Origin of the sequence: Streptomyces sp. NPDC001532 (genome assembly GCF_040298625.1) — a bacterium.
Classification (GTDB): domain Bacteria; phylum Actinomycetota; class Actinomycetes; order Streptomycetales; family Streptomycetaceae; genus Streptomyces.
Window position 1 is genome coordinate 1 of the sequence record NZ_JBEPAL010000015.1, and the last position, 15456, is coordinate 15456.

Annotated in this window: 15 protein-coding genes; 2 read left to right on the forward strand and 13 right to left on the reverse strand. The window is 70.4% G+C overall.

Translation table 11 applies throughout. The annotated features are described in order from the left end of the window. Positions 1 to 256 precede the first annotated feature (256 nt). From ABT232_RS16140 to ABT232_RS16165, 6 genes are all read right to left on the reverse strand, one after another. Positions 257 to 1120: a MurR/RpiR family transcriptional regulator gene (locus ABT232_RS16140; RefSeq protein WP_351840538.1), complete on the reverse strand. Its 864-nt coding sequence runs from the start codon at positions 1118 to 1120 to the stop codon at positions 257 to 259. A gap of 119 nt (positions 1121 to 1239) precedes the next feature. Further along, entirely contained in the window at positions 1240 to 2535 is a 1296-nt protein-coding gene (locus ABT232_RS16145) for a cyanophycinase (RefSeq protein ID WP_351840539.1), read from the reverse strand. Positions 2536 to 2808: 273 nt separating this feature from the next. Next, complete coding sequence (locus tag ABT232_RS16150) at positions 2809 to 4050, reverse strand: M20 family metallopeptidase (protein WP_351840540.1); 1242 nt, start codon at positions 4048 to 4050, stop codon at positions 2809 to 2811. Then, positions 4047 to 4799, reverse strand: a complete 753-nt coding sequence (locus tag ABT232_RS16155; RefSeq protein WP_351840661.1) for an amino acid ABC transporter ATP-binding protein — start codon at positions 4797 to 4799, stop codon at positions 4047 to 4049. Before ABT232_RS16155 ends, ABT232_RS16150 begins: the two co-directional genes overlap by 4 nt. Before the next feature lie 8 nt (positions 4800 to 4807). Continuing rightward, positions 4808 to 5773, reverse strand: coding sequence for an amino acid ABC transporter permease (locus ABT232_RS16160; RefSeq protein WP_351840541.1), 966 nt, complete (start codon positions 5771 to 5773; stop codon positions 4808 to 4810). A gap of 2 nt (positions 5774 to 5775) precedes the next feature. After that, positions 5776 to 6726 (reverse strand): ABC transporter substrate-binding protein, encoded by a 951-nt coding sequence (locus ABT232_RS16165; protein ID WP_351840542.1) that lies wholly within the window; start codon positions 6724 to 6726, stop codon positions 5776 to 5778. 329 nt (positions 6727 to 7055) lie between these two features. Here ABT232_RS16165 and ABT232_RS16170 point away from each other — a divergent pair, with 329 nt between their 5' ends. Next, positions 7056 to 8477: a pre-peptidase C-terminal domain-containing protein gene (locus tag ABT232_RS16170; RefSeq protein WP_351840543.1), complete on the forward strand. Its 1422-nt coding sequence runs from the start codon at positions 7056 to 7058 to the stop codon at positions 8475 to 8477. A 791-nt stretch (positions 8478 to 9268) separates the two neighbouring features. Here the strand turns inward: ABT232_RS16170 and ABT232_RS16175 are convergent. Together ABT232_RS16175 and ABT232_RS16180 are read right to left on the reverse strand one after the other, a co-directional pair. Further along, the gene (locus tag ABT232_RS16175; RefSeq protein WP_450871971.1) at positions 9269 to 10363 is read right to left on the reverse strand and encodes a sensor histidine kinase; all 1095 of its coding nucleotides are present in this window, start codon (positions 10361 to 10363) and stop codon (positions 9269 to 9271) included. Beyond that, positions 10356 to 11051 carry a response regulator transcription factor gene (locus tag ABT232_RS16180; RefSeq protein ID WP_351840545.1) on the reverse strand — a complete coding sequence of 232 codons (696 nt, stop codon included), beginning with the start codon at positions 11049 to 11051 and terminating at the stop codon, positions 10356 to 10358. Before ABT232_RS16180 ends, ABT232_RS16175 begins: the two co-directional genes overlap by 8 nt. Before the next feature lie 87 nt (positions 11052 to 11138). Here ABT232_RS16180 and ABT232_RS16185 point away from each other — a divergent pair, with 87 nt between their 5' ends. Further along, positions 11139 to 12278 (forward strand): endonuclease/exonuclease/phosphatase family protein, encoded by a 1140-nt coding sequence (locus ABT232_RS16185; protein ID WP_450871970.1) that lies wholly within the window; start codon positions 11139 to 11141, stop codon positions 12276 to 12278. 69 nt (positions 12279 to 12347) lie between these two features. Here ABT232_RS16185 and ABT232_RS16190 read toward each other — a convergent pair whose 3' ends face one another. The 5 genes from ABT232_RS16190 to ABT232_RS16210 all read right to left on the reverse strand — a co-directional run bounded on the left by ABT232_RS16190 (position 12348) and on the right by ABT232_RS16210 (position 15334). Further along, positions 12348 to 12674: an SH3 domain-containing protein gene (locus ABT232_RS16190; protein ID WP_351840546.1), complete on the reverse strand. Its 327-nt coding sequence runs from the start codon at positions 12672 to 12674 to the stop codon at positions 12348 to 12350. Between the two features lie 193 nt (positions 12675 to 12867). Next, positions 12868 to 13251 (reverse strand): hypothetical protein, encoded by a 384-nt coding sequence (locus ABT232_RS16195; protein WP_351840547.1) that lies wholly within the window; start codon positions 13249 to 13251, stop codon positions 12868 to 12870. Positions 13252 to 13364: 113 nt separating this feature from the next. Further along, positions 13365 to 14357, reverse strand: a complete 993-nt coding sequence (locus ABT232_RS16200) for an AraC-like ligand-binding domain-containing protein (protein WP_351840548.1) — start codon at positions 14355 to 14357, stop codon at positions 13365 to 13367. A 121-nt stretch (positions 14358 to 14478) separates the two neighbouring features. Next, positions 14479 to 14823: a hypothetical protein gene (locus tag ABT232_RS16205; protein WP_351840549.1), complete on the reverse strand. Its 345-nt coding sequence runs from the start codon at positions 14821 to 14823 to the stop codon at positions 14479 to 14481. 76 nt (positions 14824 to 14899) lie between these two features. After that, positions 14900 to 15334 (reverse strand): Rrf2 family transcriptional regulator, encoded by a 435-nt coding sequence (locus ABT232_RS16210; RefSeq protein WP_351840550.1) that lies wholly within the window; start codon positions 15332 to 15334, stop codon positions 14900 to 14902. Positions 15335 to 15456 lie beyond the last annotated feature (122 nt).

Here is a 15456-nt window from a genome sequence, read left to right on the forward strand (position 1 = left end):
TCCTGCACACCTACAACCACCACCGCTGCCACACCGCACTCGGCGGCCAGCCACCCATCACCCGCGTGAACAACCCTGCGGGTCAATACAGCTAGCGCGTTGTTCGACATCGCCCGAGTATCCCTGACACGCGATGCGGCTGCGTCGGTGAGGGTTGCCAGTGCGTCCCCGATCGTCAGTGCTCGTGGCCGGTGCCACGCTCTGCCGGGCTTTCGTGGGCCGGTGAGTGGCCGGGACGGTACAGGGCGCGTCGCCGTCAGACCAGGCCGATGCGGCGGGCGACCTCCTCGTTGTGCCGCATGTGCTGGTGCGCCTCGTCGCCGAGGGCCGTGATGAGACCGGCCACGACGGTCTCGATGACGGCGAGGGTCGGCACGAGGCTGTCGTACGGGGAGGGAGTGGTGACCTGGCTGGGGAGGACCACTTCGGCGTGGGCGCTGGCGGGTGACAGCCAGGTGTCGGTGAAGACGACGACCTTGCCGCCCTGTTCCTGGGTCAGCTGGGCGAGCGCCACCTTGTCGTCCTCGTAGCGGCGGTAGTCGAAGACGACGAGGACGTCACGGCGGCCCAGCCGGGCGAGGGCGGCGGCGCGCTCGACGTCGCGCTCGGGCAGGAGCTGGACCTCGTCGCGCAACTGCATGAGGTGCAGGCCGAGATACTGGGCGAGCAGATGGGTGAAGCGCCCGCCGACCAGGGTGATGCGCCGCTTGCGGTCGGAGAGCAGCGCGACGGCCCGTTCGAGGTCGTGCGGTGGGGTCTCGGCCAGGGTCTGCGACACGGCGGTGGCGAACAGCCGGCTGCTGCGCGCCATGAGGCCCGCGGCCGAGTCGTCACCGGAGGCGTCGTCGGCGCCCTCGTACAGCGACAGGGGTGAGGCGTTGCGCTGGTCGAGTTCGGCGCGCAGGGCGGCCTGGAACTCGGGGAAGCCGCTGTAGCCGAGGCGCGCGACGAAGCGCAGCACGGTGGGGGCGCTGACGGCGGCGCGTTCCGCGAGGGTGGCCACGGTCTCGAAGCCGGCTGCGGGGTAGGCGGCCAGGAGCACTCGGGCGACCTTCCGTTCGGCCGGGCTGAGGTCGCCCAGTCGGAGACGGATGTCGTCGGCGAGTGTGCCGGAGGCCATGAGGGCTCCTTTCGGATCTTGCGGTGCGCCGGTGCCGAGCCTAGCGCTCGCCGGAAAGCGGCGGAGCCGGACCGGCGTACGGTTCGGCTTCGCCCAGGGGTGGCTGTTTGCGAGGCGGGTCACTGCGGTGCGATGTCGATGCGCAGGTCGTGGAGCGTCTGCGCGGTGGTGCCGTCGCTCGTCCAGGCGGAGAAGCCGGGGCGCTGGGTGAAGGTGACCGTGAAGCGGGGGCCGGTCTCGTGGGTGGTGGCGGTGGCGGTGCGCTGCGCGCGGGTCGCCGCGAGCGCACGGGCGGTGTTCAGGAAGGAGTACGGGACGCCCGCCGGGTTGTCGACCGAGTAGAAGACGTCGGTGTTGGCGGGCACGGGGGATGTCCCGCGTGGGATCAGGGGGCGCTTGCCGGGGGCGGGGCGCAGGGCCCAGCGGCGGGCGTCGTACCGGTCGCCGTCGGTGAGGTGGGAGTATCTGGCCCCGGTCTGGGCCCATCCCGCCGGGGTGGTGCGCGGGCGGGCGTCCCGGAGGTCCAGGACGCCCACGCCGTTCGGACCGAGGACGGTCATGGTCTCGGCGTGTGTTCCGGGACGGTCGACGACGAGGGCGCTGTTCTCCTGGAGGGCGTAGACGCGGTCGTGGCCGGTGTCCGCGGCGAGGCGCACGGCCCGGCCTTCGCGGCCGTACGCGCCGGTGTGGGTGTCGATGAGTCCGGAGCGCAGGAGGCCGAATCCGCCCTCGGGCAGGTAGCCGAGGCGTGTGGGGTCGTCGAAGTAGCCGGGCGCGCTGCCGTCCCGCAGTGCCGGGTAGGAGTCGCCGCCGGTGATCATCTCGGGGCCGGAGGCGATCTGTGCTCCCGCGGAGGTTCCGGCGACGACCGCGCCGTCGGCAAGCTTGGCGCGGATGGCGGCGAGCACCTTGGAGTCGGTGTGCCGGTGCCCGTGCAGCAGGGTGGTGACGTACCGGTACTGGTCGCCGCCGCCGAAGAAGAACCCGGTCATGGATTCGACCTGGTCGACGACCGCGTCGGAGTCGGCGTTCGCGACGTGGTCGAGGTCGATGGGGATCCACTGGGCGTCGGCCGCCCCGTGCTTCTTGAACAGCTCGGCGTAGTAGGCGCCGTTGCAGGCCGAGTTGCCGCACCGGTCGGGGTCGTCGGCGTGCGGGTCCTGGCTGGCCGGGACGGAGGCGGCGGTGAGGACGCCGATGCGGGCGCCGGCGCCGCCGGCCCTGCGGATGATCTCTCCGTACACCTGGGTGTTGCTCTCCTTGAGGGCACCGCCGATCAGGACGAGCGAACCGGTCGGCTGCGGGGCTTCCTGTCGCGGATCCGCGTGTGCGGCCGAGGCGGCGGTGAAGGCGAGAGCGAGGGCTGTGGCACCGGCGAGCACATGGCGCCGGGTGGGCTGGGAGCGGCGAGGCATGCTGTTCTCCTGGGGCGGTGAGCGATGTCGGGACGTCGCTGTGGAGCAGGGCTCCCGGTCGGGAAGTGGCGGGGAGCTCAGCTGTGGAGCAGGGCTCCCGGTCGGGAGGTGACCGGGGAGGTGGCCGGGCAGGTGGCCGGGGAGCCGCGCTGTGGAGCAGGGCTCCCGGTCGGGAGGTGGCCTGGGGGTGGCTTGTGAGGTGGCTTGTGAGGTGGCGGGGGGCCGCGCTGTGAAGCCCGGCCCCTGGCCGGGGGGTGGCCGGGGGCCGGGCGGTCATACGTCGCCGTGGCCGCTGTCGCCGAGTGCGGCGATCAGGGCGGCGAGCAGGGCGACACGCTGGGGAACGGTCTCGGTGTCCAGCCATTCCTGCGGGGTGTGGTCGGCGCCTCCGACGGGACCTAGCCCGTCCAGGACCGGGACGCCCGTGCCGGCGATGAGGTTGGCGTCGCCGACCCCGCCGGTGGCGGCGGCTCCGAGGCTCAGTCCGAGTTCCGTCGCCGCGTTCCTGGCGGCGGCGAACATCCGCTGGGCCGTGGCGGTCGGTTCCATGGGCGGGCAGTCGTCCAGTTGCTCCACGGTCACGGTGGTGCCGGGAACCGCGGGGCGCGCGGCGACCTCTTCGATGGCCCGCTTCATCCCGCGGACGCCGTCGGTGGTGGCCGCGCGTACCTCCAGGCGGAGTTCGGCCTCGGGGCAGACGATGTTGGGCCGCTCGCCGGCCCGGACGACTCCGACGTTGACGGTGACGTCGTCCCGGACGCCGTTGAGGGCCTGGAGCGCGACGACGAGGTGCGCCGCCGTGAGGGCCGCGTTGGCTCCCCGCTCGGGCTCGATGCCGGCGTGCGCGGCGCGGCCGGTGACGGTGAGCCGGAAGTCGGCGACTCCCTTGCGGGCGATCACCAGGTCACCGTTCTCGCGTGCGCACTCGAGACCGAGCGCGTAGTGGACGCGGCGCGCCACCGCTTCGGTGATGTGCCGGCTGGCGGGTGAGCCGATCTCCTCGTCGGGGGTGGCGAGGAAGACCAACTCGGCGTACTGGTCGACTCCTTGCGCGTCGAGGACCTCCAGCGCCGTCAGGCCCGCCATGAGTCCGCCCTTGTCGTCACTGACTCCGGGGCCGTGCGCGAGCGTGCCCTTGAGGGTGAAGGGCCGTTCGGCGGCGGTGCCGTCCTCGAAGACGGTGTCCATGTGGGCAGCCAGGAGAATCCTGCGTCCGCCGTCGGCCTCGGCGAGCCGGCCCGCCTTGCGGGCGACCAGCACGTCGCCGGTGCGCTGTGGCATGGTGCCGGGGGCCGGCCGCGTCGCGTCGCTGGTGCGGATGCGCTCGACGGTGAAGCCCAGCGTCCGCAGGCGTGCCTGCACCCAGTCGGCGACCTTGTTCACGCCTTCGGGGCTGTACGACCCGGAGTCGATGGCGACGAGTTCGGCCAGGCCGCGCAGGTAGCGCGCGTGACGGGTCCGGGCGGGGGCGAGCAGGTCGGCGGGGCGGGGCCGCTGCCGGGAGGGGGCGCTCACAGGACCTTGGACAGGAATGCGCGGGTGCGTTCCTGCTCCGGTTCGACCAGGACCCGGCGCGGGTCGCCCGCCTCGACGATCACTCCTTCGTCCATGAAGACGGCCGTGTCCGCCACTTCGCGGGCGAAGCCGATCTCGTGGGTGACGACGACCATGGTCATCCCGTCGTCCGCCAGTTGCCGCATCACGTCGAGGACGTCGCCGACGAGTTCGGGATCGAGGGCGGAGGTCGGCTCGTCGAAGAGCATCAGCTTGGGCTCCATGGCCAGGGCCCGGGCGATGGCCACGCGCTGCTGCTGGCCACCGGAGAGCTGCGCCGGGTAGTGCCCGGCCCGGTCGGCGAGGCCCACCCGCTCCAGCAGGTGGTGCGCCTCCTCGCGGGCCTGCCGCTGGGCGACGCCGGCGACCCGTACGGGTGCCTCGACGACGTTCTCCAGGGCCGTCATGTGCGGGAAGAGGTTGAAGCGCTGGAAGACCATGCCGATGTCGCGGCGCCGCTCCGCGATCTCCCGCTCGCGCAGTTCGTGGAGCTTGTCGCCCTGCTGGCGGTAGCCGACGAGCTCGCCGTCGACCGTGAGCCGGCCGCCGTCGACCTTCTCCAGGTGGTTGATGCAGCGCAGGAAGGTGGACTTGCCCGATCCGGACGGCCCGAGCAGGCAGCAGACGCTGCCGCGCCGGACGGTGAGGTCGACGCCCTTGAGGACCGCGAGCCGGCCGTAGTGCTTGCGCACGCCCTCGGCGTGCACCATGGGTGCGCTCACCGGCCCCCCTCCTTGTCGTTTCGTCCGACGGGCCCTGCGGCGCCGCCGAGCAGGCGCCGCAGGGGCGAGACGTACTGGGCGCGGGCGGTGCCGCGGCCGTAGCGGCGCTCCAGGTAGGCCTGCGGGATGCCGAGCAGGGTCACCAGGGCGAGGTACCACAGGCTCGCGACCACGAGCATGGGGATGACCTGGTAGTTCTGCGCGTACACGTCTTGGATGTTGGACATCAGGTCGTGGGCCGAGATGACCGAGACGAGGGCGGTCATCTTCAGCATGTTGATGGTCTCGTTGCCCATCGGCGGGATGATGACGCGCATGGCCTGCGGCAGCACGATCCGGCGCATGGTCAGGGCGGGGCGCATGCCGAGCGAGTGCGCGGCCTCGGTCTGGCCCGGGTCGACGGACTGGATGCCGGCCCGCACGATCTCCGAGGCGTAGGCGGCCTCGTTGAGGCCGAGGGCGAGCAGCGCCGCGACGGCGGGGGTGAGCAGTGTGTTCGTCTCGGCCTGGAAGAAGGTGATGTCGGTGAACGGCACCCCGATCTTCACGTACTTGTACAGGGCGGCGGCGTACCCCCAGAAGATGATCTGCACGAGCAGGGGTGTGCCGCGGAAGATCCACACGAAGAAGGTGGCCAGGCCGTACAGGACAGGGCTCGAGGACAGCCGCATCACGGCGACCAGGGTGCCCAGTCCGAGTCCCAGGACCATCGCCGCGGCGGTCAGCCACAGCGTGGTGATCAGGCCCTCGAAGATCAGGTCGGCGAAGAGGTAGCGGCCGACGATGTCCCAGCGCAGGTTGTCGTTCTTGGCGAGCGAGCCCACGAGCCCTACGAGTGCGGCCAGGGCGGCCACGGCGGCGGCCCATCGGCCGTAGTGGCGCACCGGGACGACCTGGAGGTGCTCCGCCGCACGGTCGGGTGCGGGCGCGGCCGTGTCCCGGGGTGTCTTCAGCTCGACCATGCTCAGTCGACCGCCGCGTTCTTGGTGGCTTCCTTCACCGCGATGGAGGACACGCCGTACTTGCCGTAGATCTTGGTCACCGTGCCGTCGTCGATCAGGGCCTGGAGGGCCTTCTGGATGGCGTCGGTCAGGTCCGGCAATCGCTTGGTGACGGCGATCCCGTTCGGCGAGGCGTTGTAGCCGCCGGGCGCGGCGGGGTCCTCGACGAGGTCGAACGTCTTGCCGCCGTCGGCCGTCTTGGCCGTCCAGCCGGCGGCCGGCTTGGTCAGCAGCTGGGCCACGACCTTTCCGGAGCGCAGGGCCAGCTGGGCGTCGGAGTCCTTCGGGAAGGTCTGGATGTCGATCTTGCCGGCGTCGGCCTTCTCGCACTCGGCCTGATGGGACTTGAGCAGCGAGAGCTGGTTGGTGGCGGTCTGCACGGCCACCTTTCGGCCGCACAGGTCGTCGAGAGTGGCGATCTTCTCGGGGTTGCCGTCGGCGACGAGGATGCCGGACCCGGACTGCGAGTAGTCGACGAAGTCGACGACCTTCTGCCGTTCCTTGTTGTCCGTGATGGCCGACATCGCCACGTGGAACTTGCCTGCCTGGAGGGCCGGGACGATGCCGTCGAACTTCTGGGGGGTGAAGGCGAACCGCACGCCGAGCTTCGCGCCCAGCGCCTGGCCGAGGTCGTAGTCGAGACCCGTCAGCCGGCTCTCGCCCTCTTCGACGTACATCTCGAAAGGCGGATACGGCACGTCGGTGGCGACCTTGACCGTGCCCGACTTCTTGATCTCCTCGGGCAGCGCGTCGTGCAGCGCGGGGTCCTTCTCGATCTTCACACCGGCGACGGTGACGGGCCCGTCGGCGGCGGCCGGTGCGGAGTCGTCACCGTTCGAGCAGGCGGAGAGCACGGAAAGGGCGGTGGTCACTACGGTGGCAGCCGCCAGGCTGCGGACCGTGCGAGCGTTCATGGGGATCGGACCTCTCGGAAAACTCTGCCGACGGAGGGTGCCGTCGACCGCACCCCGGAAGTTACAGAACACGTCGCTGATTGGCTAGATGTATCGCACGTTACTTTCACGTGACGCGTGATCCTCGGCACCAACCGACGGAGAACACGCGGGGTGAGCTGAGGTTTCCCGCCTGCGAGCGGTGTCGGCACCCCGAATCACGCGATACATCTTCACGCCGAAGACCGCTGGCTGTACCTTCCGCTAGCACATGACGCCTGACCTACGCGTCGGCGCGCGCTGCGTGACACTCACCCACTCACCCACTCACTCACTCCCTTGGAGGACCCATGCCCGCACGACCGGCCCGACGCCCGGCGGCCGCCGCCGTTCTCGCGCTGCTCACTCTCACCGGCACACTCGTCTCCGCCTCCTCCGCTCAGGCCGCGGCCGACCGGATCCGGCTGGGAAGCGCTTCCGACGTCGGCCGCGGCAGCTGGAGCGGCCCGGCGTTCACCATGAACGGTGACGGCTCGGTGGTCCCCGGCTCCATGACCCGCGCCATCGACGCGATCCGCGGCGGCACCGGCTCGCTCGACGTCGTGGTGCTCGCCGGCTCGGCCCCGTCCTCCGGCAGCAAAACCCCGGAGTGCGACAGCGTCATGAAGCTCTCCGGGGTCAACTCGTGCACCACCTGGACGCTCACCTCCGCCGCCGACGGCAACAACAGCCAGGTCAACTCCGACATCCGCAACGCCGAGTTCGTGTTCTTCGCGGGCGGCGACCAGTGCCGCTACGTCCGGTGGAAGGGCACCGCGCTGGAGGCGTCCGTCGAGTCCGTAGTCGCCAAGGGCGGCGGAGCGGGCGGAGGCAGCGCGGGTCACCACGTCAGCAGCCCCATCGTGTACGACGCCTGCGGAGGCAGCGCCACCAGCGCCGACGCGCTGGCGGACCCCTACGACTCCGCCCTCACCTTCACCACCGGCATGTTCGAGTGGCCGCACTACTCGGACGTCGTGAACGACTCCCATTTCAGCGCCCGCGACCGCATGGGCCGCACCATGGCGTTCGTGGCCCGCGCCATCAAGGACGGCATGGCTTCCGGTGGCCGGGCCTGGGGTGTCGGGGTCGACGAGAAGGCCTCCCTGTTCATCGACAAGAACGGTCTGGCGACCGCGTACGGAGCCAACGCCTACGTCGTCCTCGGAGACCACCAGCCCGAGCGGGCCGTCGCCGGCAGCCCGCTGACCTTCTCCGGCTACAAGATCTGGCGGCTGACCCCGGGCGCCACGTTCGACTTCGCGAACCGCCCGACGTGCGGCTACTACCGCCGTGGCGTCACCGACGGCGTGGCCGACGCGAACCTCTACGACGGCACACCGGAGGGCTGCGCGTCCGGCGGCACCACACTGGCCGAGACGGAACCCAACGACTCCCGCACCGACGCCGATGACGCCACGACCCTGACCTGGCCTGCCACCCTCACCGGCGGCACGGCAACGGCCTCCGACCGCGACTACTACCGGATCACCCTCGACTCCGGCCGGACCGCGACCGTCCGGTGCGACATGCCCTCCGCCTACGACGCCGACCTGTATCTCCTGGACTCGGCGGGCCGCACCCTGGAGCGGTCGGTCAACGACGGCAACGGCAGCGACGAGACGGTCACGCTGACACGCACCGCCTCGGGCACCGGCACGTACTACGTGGACGTCGAGGCCTACAGCGGCTATGGCACGGCTTCGTACGCCTGCACGCTGAGCCACACCTGACGCGTGCCGCGCGGCGGGAGTCGACGTGCGCGGGGAGGTTCGGCGCGGGGCGGTTCGGCGCGGGGCGGTTCGGCACGGGGCCGCAGGCGGTGACGTACGGCGCCGGTGAGGCCCGAGCCCGACGGACGCGGCCCGTGTCGACGACGGGCGGCTCCCGCACGCACACCTCGACGCGGAGCGTCATGGGGTCGCCGAGTCACCGCTCACCGGTGACTCGGCGACCAGCGGTTCGGCCGCTGTGCGCTGACCGGCGCTGCCGCGGGCGCCTTGGCGCTCACCGCCTGTGGGGGCAACGCGGGCAGCGTCGAGCGGGCGGCCGACGACGGTAAGGACACGCCCCGGTGCGGCGGTCACGCGCTCTCAAGGGCCTGGATCACGTGGTCCAGTTCTTCCGGCATGACCGCTATGAGGACCGTCCCGTCCGAGGATGCGCACTCCACGATCCGAGATCGAGGGTTCAGACCCATCCACTCGCGCGGTGAGGGCGAACGCGTCCCCGTCCGGCGTAGACCCGGGGGCAGGACGGTCTCCTGCTTTCCCAGGGAGGGCTTCCAAGCCAAGGGACCTGGGCCGATGAGCAGGCGTCCGGCCTTCCAGCGAGAGCCGTGTGCGGGCCGCTTGAGCATGCAAGGCACACCGGCCCGTTCCCCGGCGGCCATCGCCGTCGACCGCTGCTGCCGCTTCCGGTTCATCATCCACACGACGAGGGCCGCACCGGCCATGCCAAACGCTGCTTCGATCACGGTCGCATTGAAGCAGGTGAGGAGTCCGGGGGAAACGGGCGGAGGCTTTCACCTGCCGGGGTGTGGCGGTGCCGCGGGCAGCTCCACAGTGATGGCGAGTCCGCCCTCGGGGCGCGGGGTGAGGGTCAGGGTGCCGTCGTGGGCCTGGGTGATGGTGTCGACGATGGCCAGACCGAGGCCGACGCCCGCGTGGTCGGCGTGAGTGCGCTCGGTGCCGCGTTGGAACGGCTCGGTGAGGGTCGGGACCAGCTCCGGGGTGAGCTTCTCTCCGGTGTTCTCGACAGTGAGCCGCACGGTGGCGGGGTGGACGCCGGTGTGGATCCGGATGCTGCCCCGCTCCGGCAGGTTGTGCACGATCGCGTTCTGCACGAGGTTCATGGTCAGCTGCAACAGGAGCGCTGGGGAGCCGTGCGTGAGGGCGAGGTCGCCGCCGGTCTCGATGGTGACGCCGTGCTCTTCGGCGAGCGGGAGGAGCGTTTCGGTGGCATCCTCCGCGAGGAGGGACAGGTCGACCTGCTCTCGGGTGAAGGCTCGCCGCTTGGCGCGGCTGAGCAGGAGCAGTGCCTCGGTGAGGTCGATCGCCCGGGTGTTGACCTCGTAGAGACGCTCGATGAGTTCGCCGGTGGCGCGGTTCGGGTCCGTGCGGGCCACGTCGAGCAGGGTCTTCGAGACGGCCAGCGGAGTGCGCAGTTCGTGGGAGGCGTTGGCTGCGAAGCGCTGCTGTTCGGCCACATGTGCTTCGAGCCGTTCGAGCATCGCGTCGAAGGCGTCGGCGAGTTCGCGGAACTCGTCTCTGCGGCCCGGCAGCCGGATCCGGTGGGAGAGGGATCCGTCGGTGGCCATGCGGGTGGCGTCGGTGATGCGGGTCAGCGGGGCGAGCATGCGTCCGGCGAGGAGCCACCCTCCGAGGAGGCCGAACACCAGCAGGACGGGCAGGAGCCGGCCGGCGGCCTCCACGAAGGTGTGCAGCACGAAGTCGCGGTCGGGAGACAGCCCGTAGGGGGTTCTGACCGGGCGCTCGGGCACGTGACGCAGCAGGGACCACCACACCGCCACGAGCAGCAGGACGCCGGCCAGCATGAGGAACCCGGCGTAGCTGAGGGTGAGTTTGACGCGAACGCTCAACCCAGGTGCCCTATCCACGCTCCCCTCCCCCGTCCCCTGCCTCCGGCTGCGTGTCGATGCGGTAGCCGACGCCGGGCACGGTGGCGACGATCCAGGGTTCGCCGAGCCGTTTGCGCAGGGCCGAGACGGTGATGCGGACGGCGTTGGTGAACGGGTCGGCGTTGTTGTCCCAGGCCCGTTCCAGGAGTTCTTCGGCGCTGACGACCCCGCCCTCGGCGGCGACGAGGACTTCGAGCACGGCGAACTGCTTCCGGGTGAGCGCGACGTAGCGGCCGTCGCGGTACACCTCTCTGCGGAACGGGTCCAGGCGCAGGCCCGCGATCTCTCGTACGGGAGGTCTGTGGTGGGCGCGCCTGCGGTCGAGTGCCCGGAGCCTGAGGACCAGTTCCTGGAGTTCGAAGGGTTTCGTGAGGTAGTCGTCGGCGCCGAGTCCGAACCCGGAGGCCTTGTCGTCGAGGCGGTCGGCCGCGGTGAGCATCATGATCGGCATGCCGCTGCCGGAGGCGACGATGCGTGCGGCGATCTCGTCGCCGGACGGTCCGGGGATGTCGCGGTCGAGGACGGCGATGTCGTAGGCGTTGACGCTCAGCAGTTCCAGGGCGGTGTCGCCGTCGCCCGCGATGTCGGCGGCGATCGCCGCCAGACGCAGGCCATCGCGGATGGCTTCCGCCAGGTACGGCTCGTCCTCGACGATCAACACACGCATGTCACCAACGCTACGGGTCGGCACGTATCGTCGGCATATCGAAAACCGCATACGGGACGGCAACACCGGGCTGCCTTGACTGGCGGTATGAGTCACACCCCGCCATCCGTAGGCTCGACCGGCATCGATCACCGGCTGCCCGAGTCCGATTCCGAGTCCGATTCCGAGTCCGAATCCGCGTCCGAATCCGCGTCCAAGTCCATCGGCTCCGGTGCTTGGCGCGCGGGCATCCGCCGGGCGATCCGCCTCGGCTCAGGGCCGGGCCCGTGGAAGCGCGGCCTCGTGCTCGCGGCGCTGGCGCTGCTGCTGGGCCTGCTGATGCTGCTGCACGCGAAGATCCCGAACCGGATCGGGAGCCTCGGCAGCCTGGTGGAGACCTTCCTGCCGTGGTTCGGCCTGGGCATCCCGGTGCTGCTGGCCGGGGCCGTCCGGCGGCGCTCCGCCTCCACGGTGGCCGCGCTGCTGCTGCCGGTCCTGGTGTGGCTGGACCTCTTCGGCGGACTGCTCGGCGACAAGTCCCACCCGGGCGGCGGCCTCACCGTGGTCAGTCACAACGTCGGCGCCGAGAACCCCGACCCGGCCGGCACCGCCCGCGACCTGGCCGCCTCCGGTGCGGACGTGCTGGCGCTGGAGGAGATCACGGCGCAGGTGAGGGCCCTGTACGAGAGGGAACTGGCCGAGGCGTACCCGTACCACGCGGTCCGGGGCACGGTCGGGCTGTGGAGCAGGCTGCCGCTGTCGGACACCCGGCCGGTCGACATCAAGCAGGATGTCGGGCCGCTGGGGGATGCCAAGCCGGCCGAGGTCAAGATGACCTACAACCGGGCGCTGCGCGCCACAGTGGCCACGGAACACGGGCCGCTCACGGTGTACGTGGCCCACCTGGGATCCGTACGCGTGACGCCCAGGACGGGCTTCTGGACGGACAGCCGGGACCGCAACGCTCATGCGCTCGCCGAGGCCGTCGCCGCCGACAGGAGCGAGCGAGTGGTGCTGCTCGGCGACCTGAACGGCACCATGGACGACCGTGCGCTGGCCGGCCTCACCTCGCGGCTGCGCTCGGCCCAGGAGGAGGCCGGGGACGGCTTCGGCTTCAGTTGGCCGGCGAGGTTCCCGGTGGCGCGGATCGATCAGATCCTGGTCCGTGGTGTCACACCGGCCGACTCCTGGGTGCTGCCGGCCACCGGAAGCGACCACCTGCCGGTGGCGGCGCGCGTCAGCTGGTGAACACCACGCCAACGCTTCGGATCGCTCCTGTCACCTGCGGGAGGGAGGGATGCGGCGCGGTCACGTCGATCAGTCGCAGTAGTAGTACAGGTACTGGGCGGAGGCCCAGCCGTCGACTCCCGTGGTCCGGTCGAGGATGTGGACGAAGCCGTTCTCGATCTGGCCGCAGTACCAGCTGACGAAGTGGTCGCGGTATCCGAGGCCGAGCACGGTGCAGCTGAGGCTGGGGCAGGACCGGATACGGACGCCGTCGGCGTTGAACTGCGCGCCGCCGGCGGGATCGTCGGCCTGTACGGTGGTCGGCCGGCCGGTCGACTGGGGCTGAGCGGTGGCGGGGGTGAAGGGCAGCAGTGCCAGCGCGGCAGTGGTGGCGCCGAGTCCGAGAAGCCGGGTCATGGCCTTCACAGTGGTGATCTCCCTGTGGTGGGCGGCGGGCGTTCGAGAGCCCGTGGGCGAGACGGCTCGCACGGCACTCGGCCGGGCGGAACCCGGCCGAGTGCGCGCTGCGACGGTGCGACGGTGCGACGGTGCGACGGTGCGACGTGAACGAGCGGTGCGCGGTGGGCGTACCGGTGCGTGCTGGTGCGACTCAGCCCGCCGCGCAGCTCATGGTCGTGTCGGCCATGCCGTCGATCCGGGAACCCCAGGACCAGTCGATACCCCAGTCACCCGGCCGGATGGTGCGGTAGAAGCAGGTGGTACGGGTCCAGTCGATGGCGTAGACGGTCTGGCCGAGGTTGCGGGCGTCGAAGGACTCGGCGTCGTCCTGGAGCCAGCTGGGCACGTCGACGTAACCGGGCGGCGCGTAGCACCAGGAATCCCCGCCGAAGTTGGTGTCCGTGAAGAAACAGACGTCCCCTGCGGCCGCCTTCTGGGACGGGGCCGGGGCCGCCTGGCTCGGGGCGGCACCGGCGACCACGCCACCGACGCTCATGGCCAGCGCGGCGACGGTGACGGACAGTTTGCGCAGCACAGCGTATTCCTCTCCTCCAAGAAGTACGGGTCGCGGAACGTCGGGCGGCTCGGCTCGGGTCCGTACCGTCCGACGACCTTCCTGAAGGATTCACTCCGGGCTCCGGACTGTCGTTACGGCTGAGCGCACAGGACTTCGAGCTGCGCGCACTGCGCGCGGAACTCGCGCGGCGAAAGGCCATAGGCGCCGCGGAACGCCTGGCTGAAATGCGCGGGGCTGGCGAACCCCCACCGCGCCGCGACGGCATTGATGGGACGGGCGGCGAGTCGAGGGTCGGCCAGGTCACGTCGGCACCGCTCAAGACGGCTTTCCCGCACCCAGCCGGCGACGGTACGCCCGTCCTCCTGGAACAGCTTGTGCAGGTAGCGCAGGGAGATGTGGTGCGCGGCGGCGATGGCGTCCGGGGTGAGTCGTGCGTCGCCGAGGTGCTCCTGGACGAAGGCGTAGATCTGCGCCGTCAGCGCTCGCCTTCTGGTGTGGGACGGCACCGCCTCCTGTACGTCCAGGGCGTGTGCCAGGGCGGCGGTCAGCACATCGAGCGTGAGAGTGGACAGCCTGGTGGTGTCCGCCGGGCTGAGTTCGTTCATGCGCCGGGCGAGTTGCAGCAGAAAGTGCGAGGACAGCGCGCCGACGCCCTCGGCACCGGGAATGCGGAGTCCGCTCAGCCGCCGCAGGTCACGGGAAGGCAGCGGGAGTGAGGAACGCGGAAAGCGCAGGAGCATGAGCTGGTTGACCGGGCTGTTCGGAGCGAATTCGGCCAGATACGGCCGGGACGTGTCGTACAACACGAGATCTCCGACGCCGAAATCCGTGCGCCGGCCGTCCTGGGTGATGGCACCACTCCCCTGAACGAAGCAGCCCACCTTGAAGACCTCGGGATCGGCCTGGCGAATGAGTCGGGGCGTGCGGTGCACGGAGTGCGGCGTCGTGGTCATCAGGGCCGCCTGTACGGGCCCGAACCCGCTGACTTGGACCCGAGCGCGGAACCCGTTCTCGGACTGTCCTTCCCACCGTAAGTCGTACGGCACCCAGAGTTTCGAGTTCACTTCACGCCAATAGGCGAACTGCTCTGCCGGAGCAACTTCGTCAGTGCTGATCACGTCCATGACCCACCGTCTTCATCGTCGCTGCGAGTAGAAAAGCATCACCCGAATCAGCTCTCGAATTCCAGCGCTTTATGCGTGGCGATTCAACGCCTCTCGCCGGGCCTCAGAACTCGTAACACGATCATGGGTGGGTCTTCAGGCGTCTCCAGCAGATGAGGCTGCGGGCCAACGAGACGAAGGCGTCGTGGAGTTCGGTTCGGCGTTCCCAACGGACGTCAAGGCGTTTGAACTGGTGGAGCAGGACGAGGGTCTGCTCCACGACGTGACGGAGTTTGCCCAGGCCCTTGATGTTCGGGTTTTTCGCGCGGCTGTGGGAGCCGTCCACGCACGCGCGGGACCAGTCGAGTTCGCCGGCCGCGTTCAGCTCGGCGAGCAGGATGCGGTGCAGTTGGTCGAAGACTCCGGCCTGCCGCCAGCGGCCCGGGCGCCGCCAGCAGGGCTGTCCCGAGCCGAATCCCAGCTCCAACGGCAGGAGTTGCCAGGCTGTTCGCCGGCCTGGGCATGGCTGAGGGTCTTGGTGATGTCAGGGCGTAACGGGCAGGCTAGCGAGGTGCCGCGAGTACGTCCCGGAGTACGTCCGCGAGCGTGACGCGGGCCAGCTCGCGCCTCAGGGTCTCCTCGATGCCCTCGTAGATGCTCTGCATCGCCGGCTGGATGCCGTGACCCACCACGCATCCCTGGTCCGGGGTGGCGCGGTGCATTGCGAACAGCGGGCCGGGTTCCACCGCCTCGTACACGTCGAGCAAAGTCATCGACTCCAGCTCGCGTGCCAGCGACCAGCCCGCGCCCACGCCCCGCCGGGACTCCACGAGCCCGGCCCTGCGCAGCTCGCCGAGCAGCCGTCTGATCACCACCGGGTTGGTGTTCGCGCTGGTCGCGATCTGCTCGGAGGTGGCGACCTCATGGCCCTGGCGCTGGTAGAGGCCGATCCAGGCCAGCGCGTGGGCGGCGATGGTCAGCCTGCTGTTGGCGCCCATGAACTTCTCCTCTCGGCCGCGACGCTTCATGTTACGGCAGTCGTAACAGTGAAGGTTGCGACAGCCTGTCGTAACAATTAACGTTGCGACTGCCAGGAAGGATCAATCAACGAGGTGAGAAG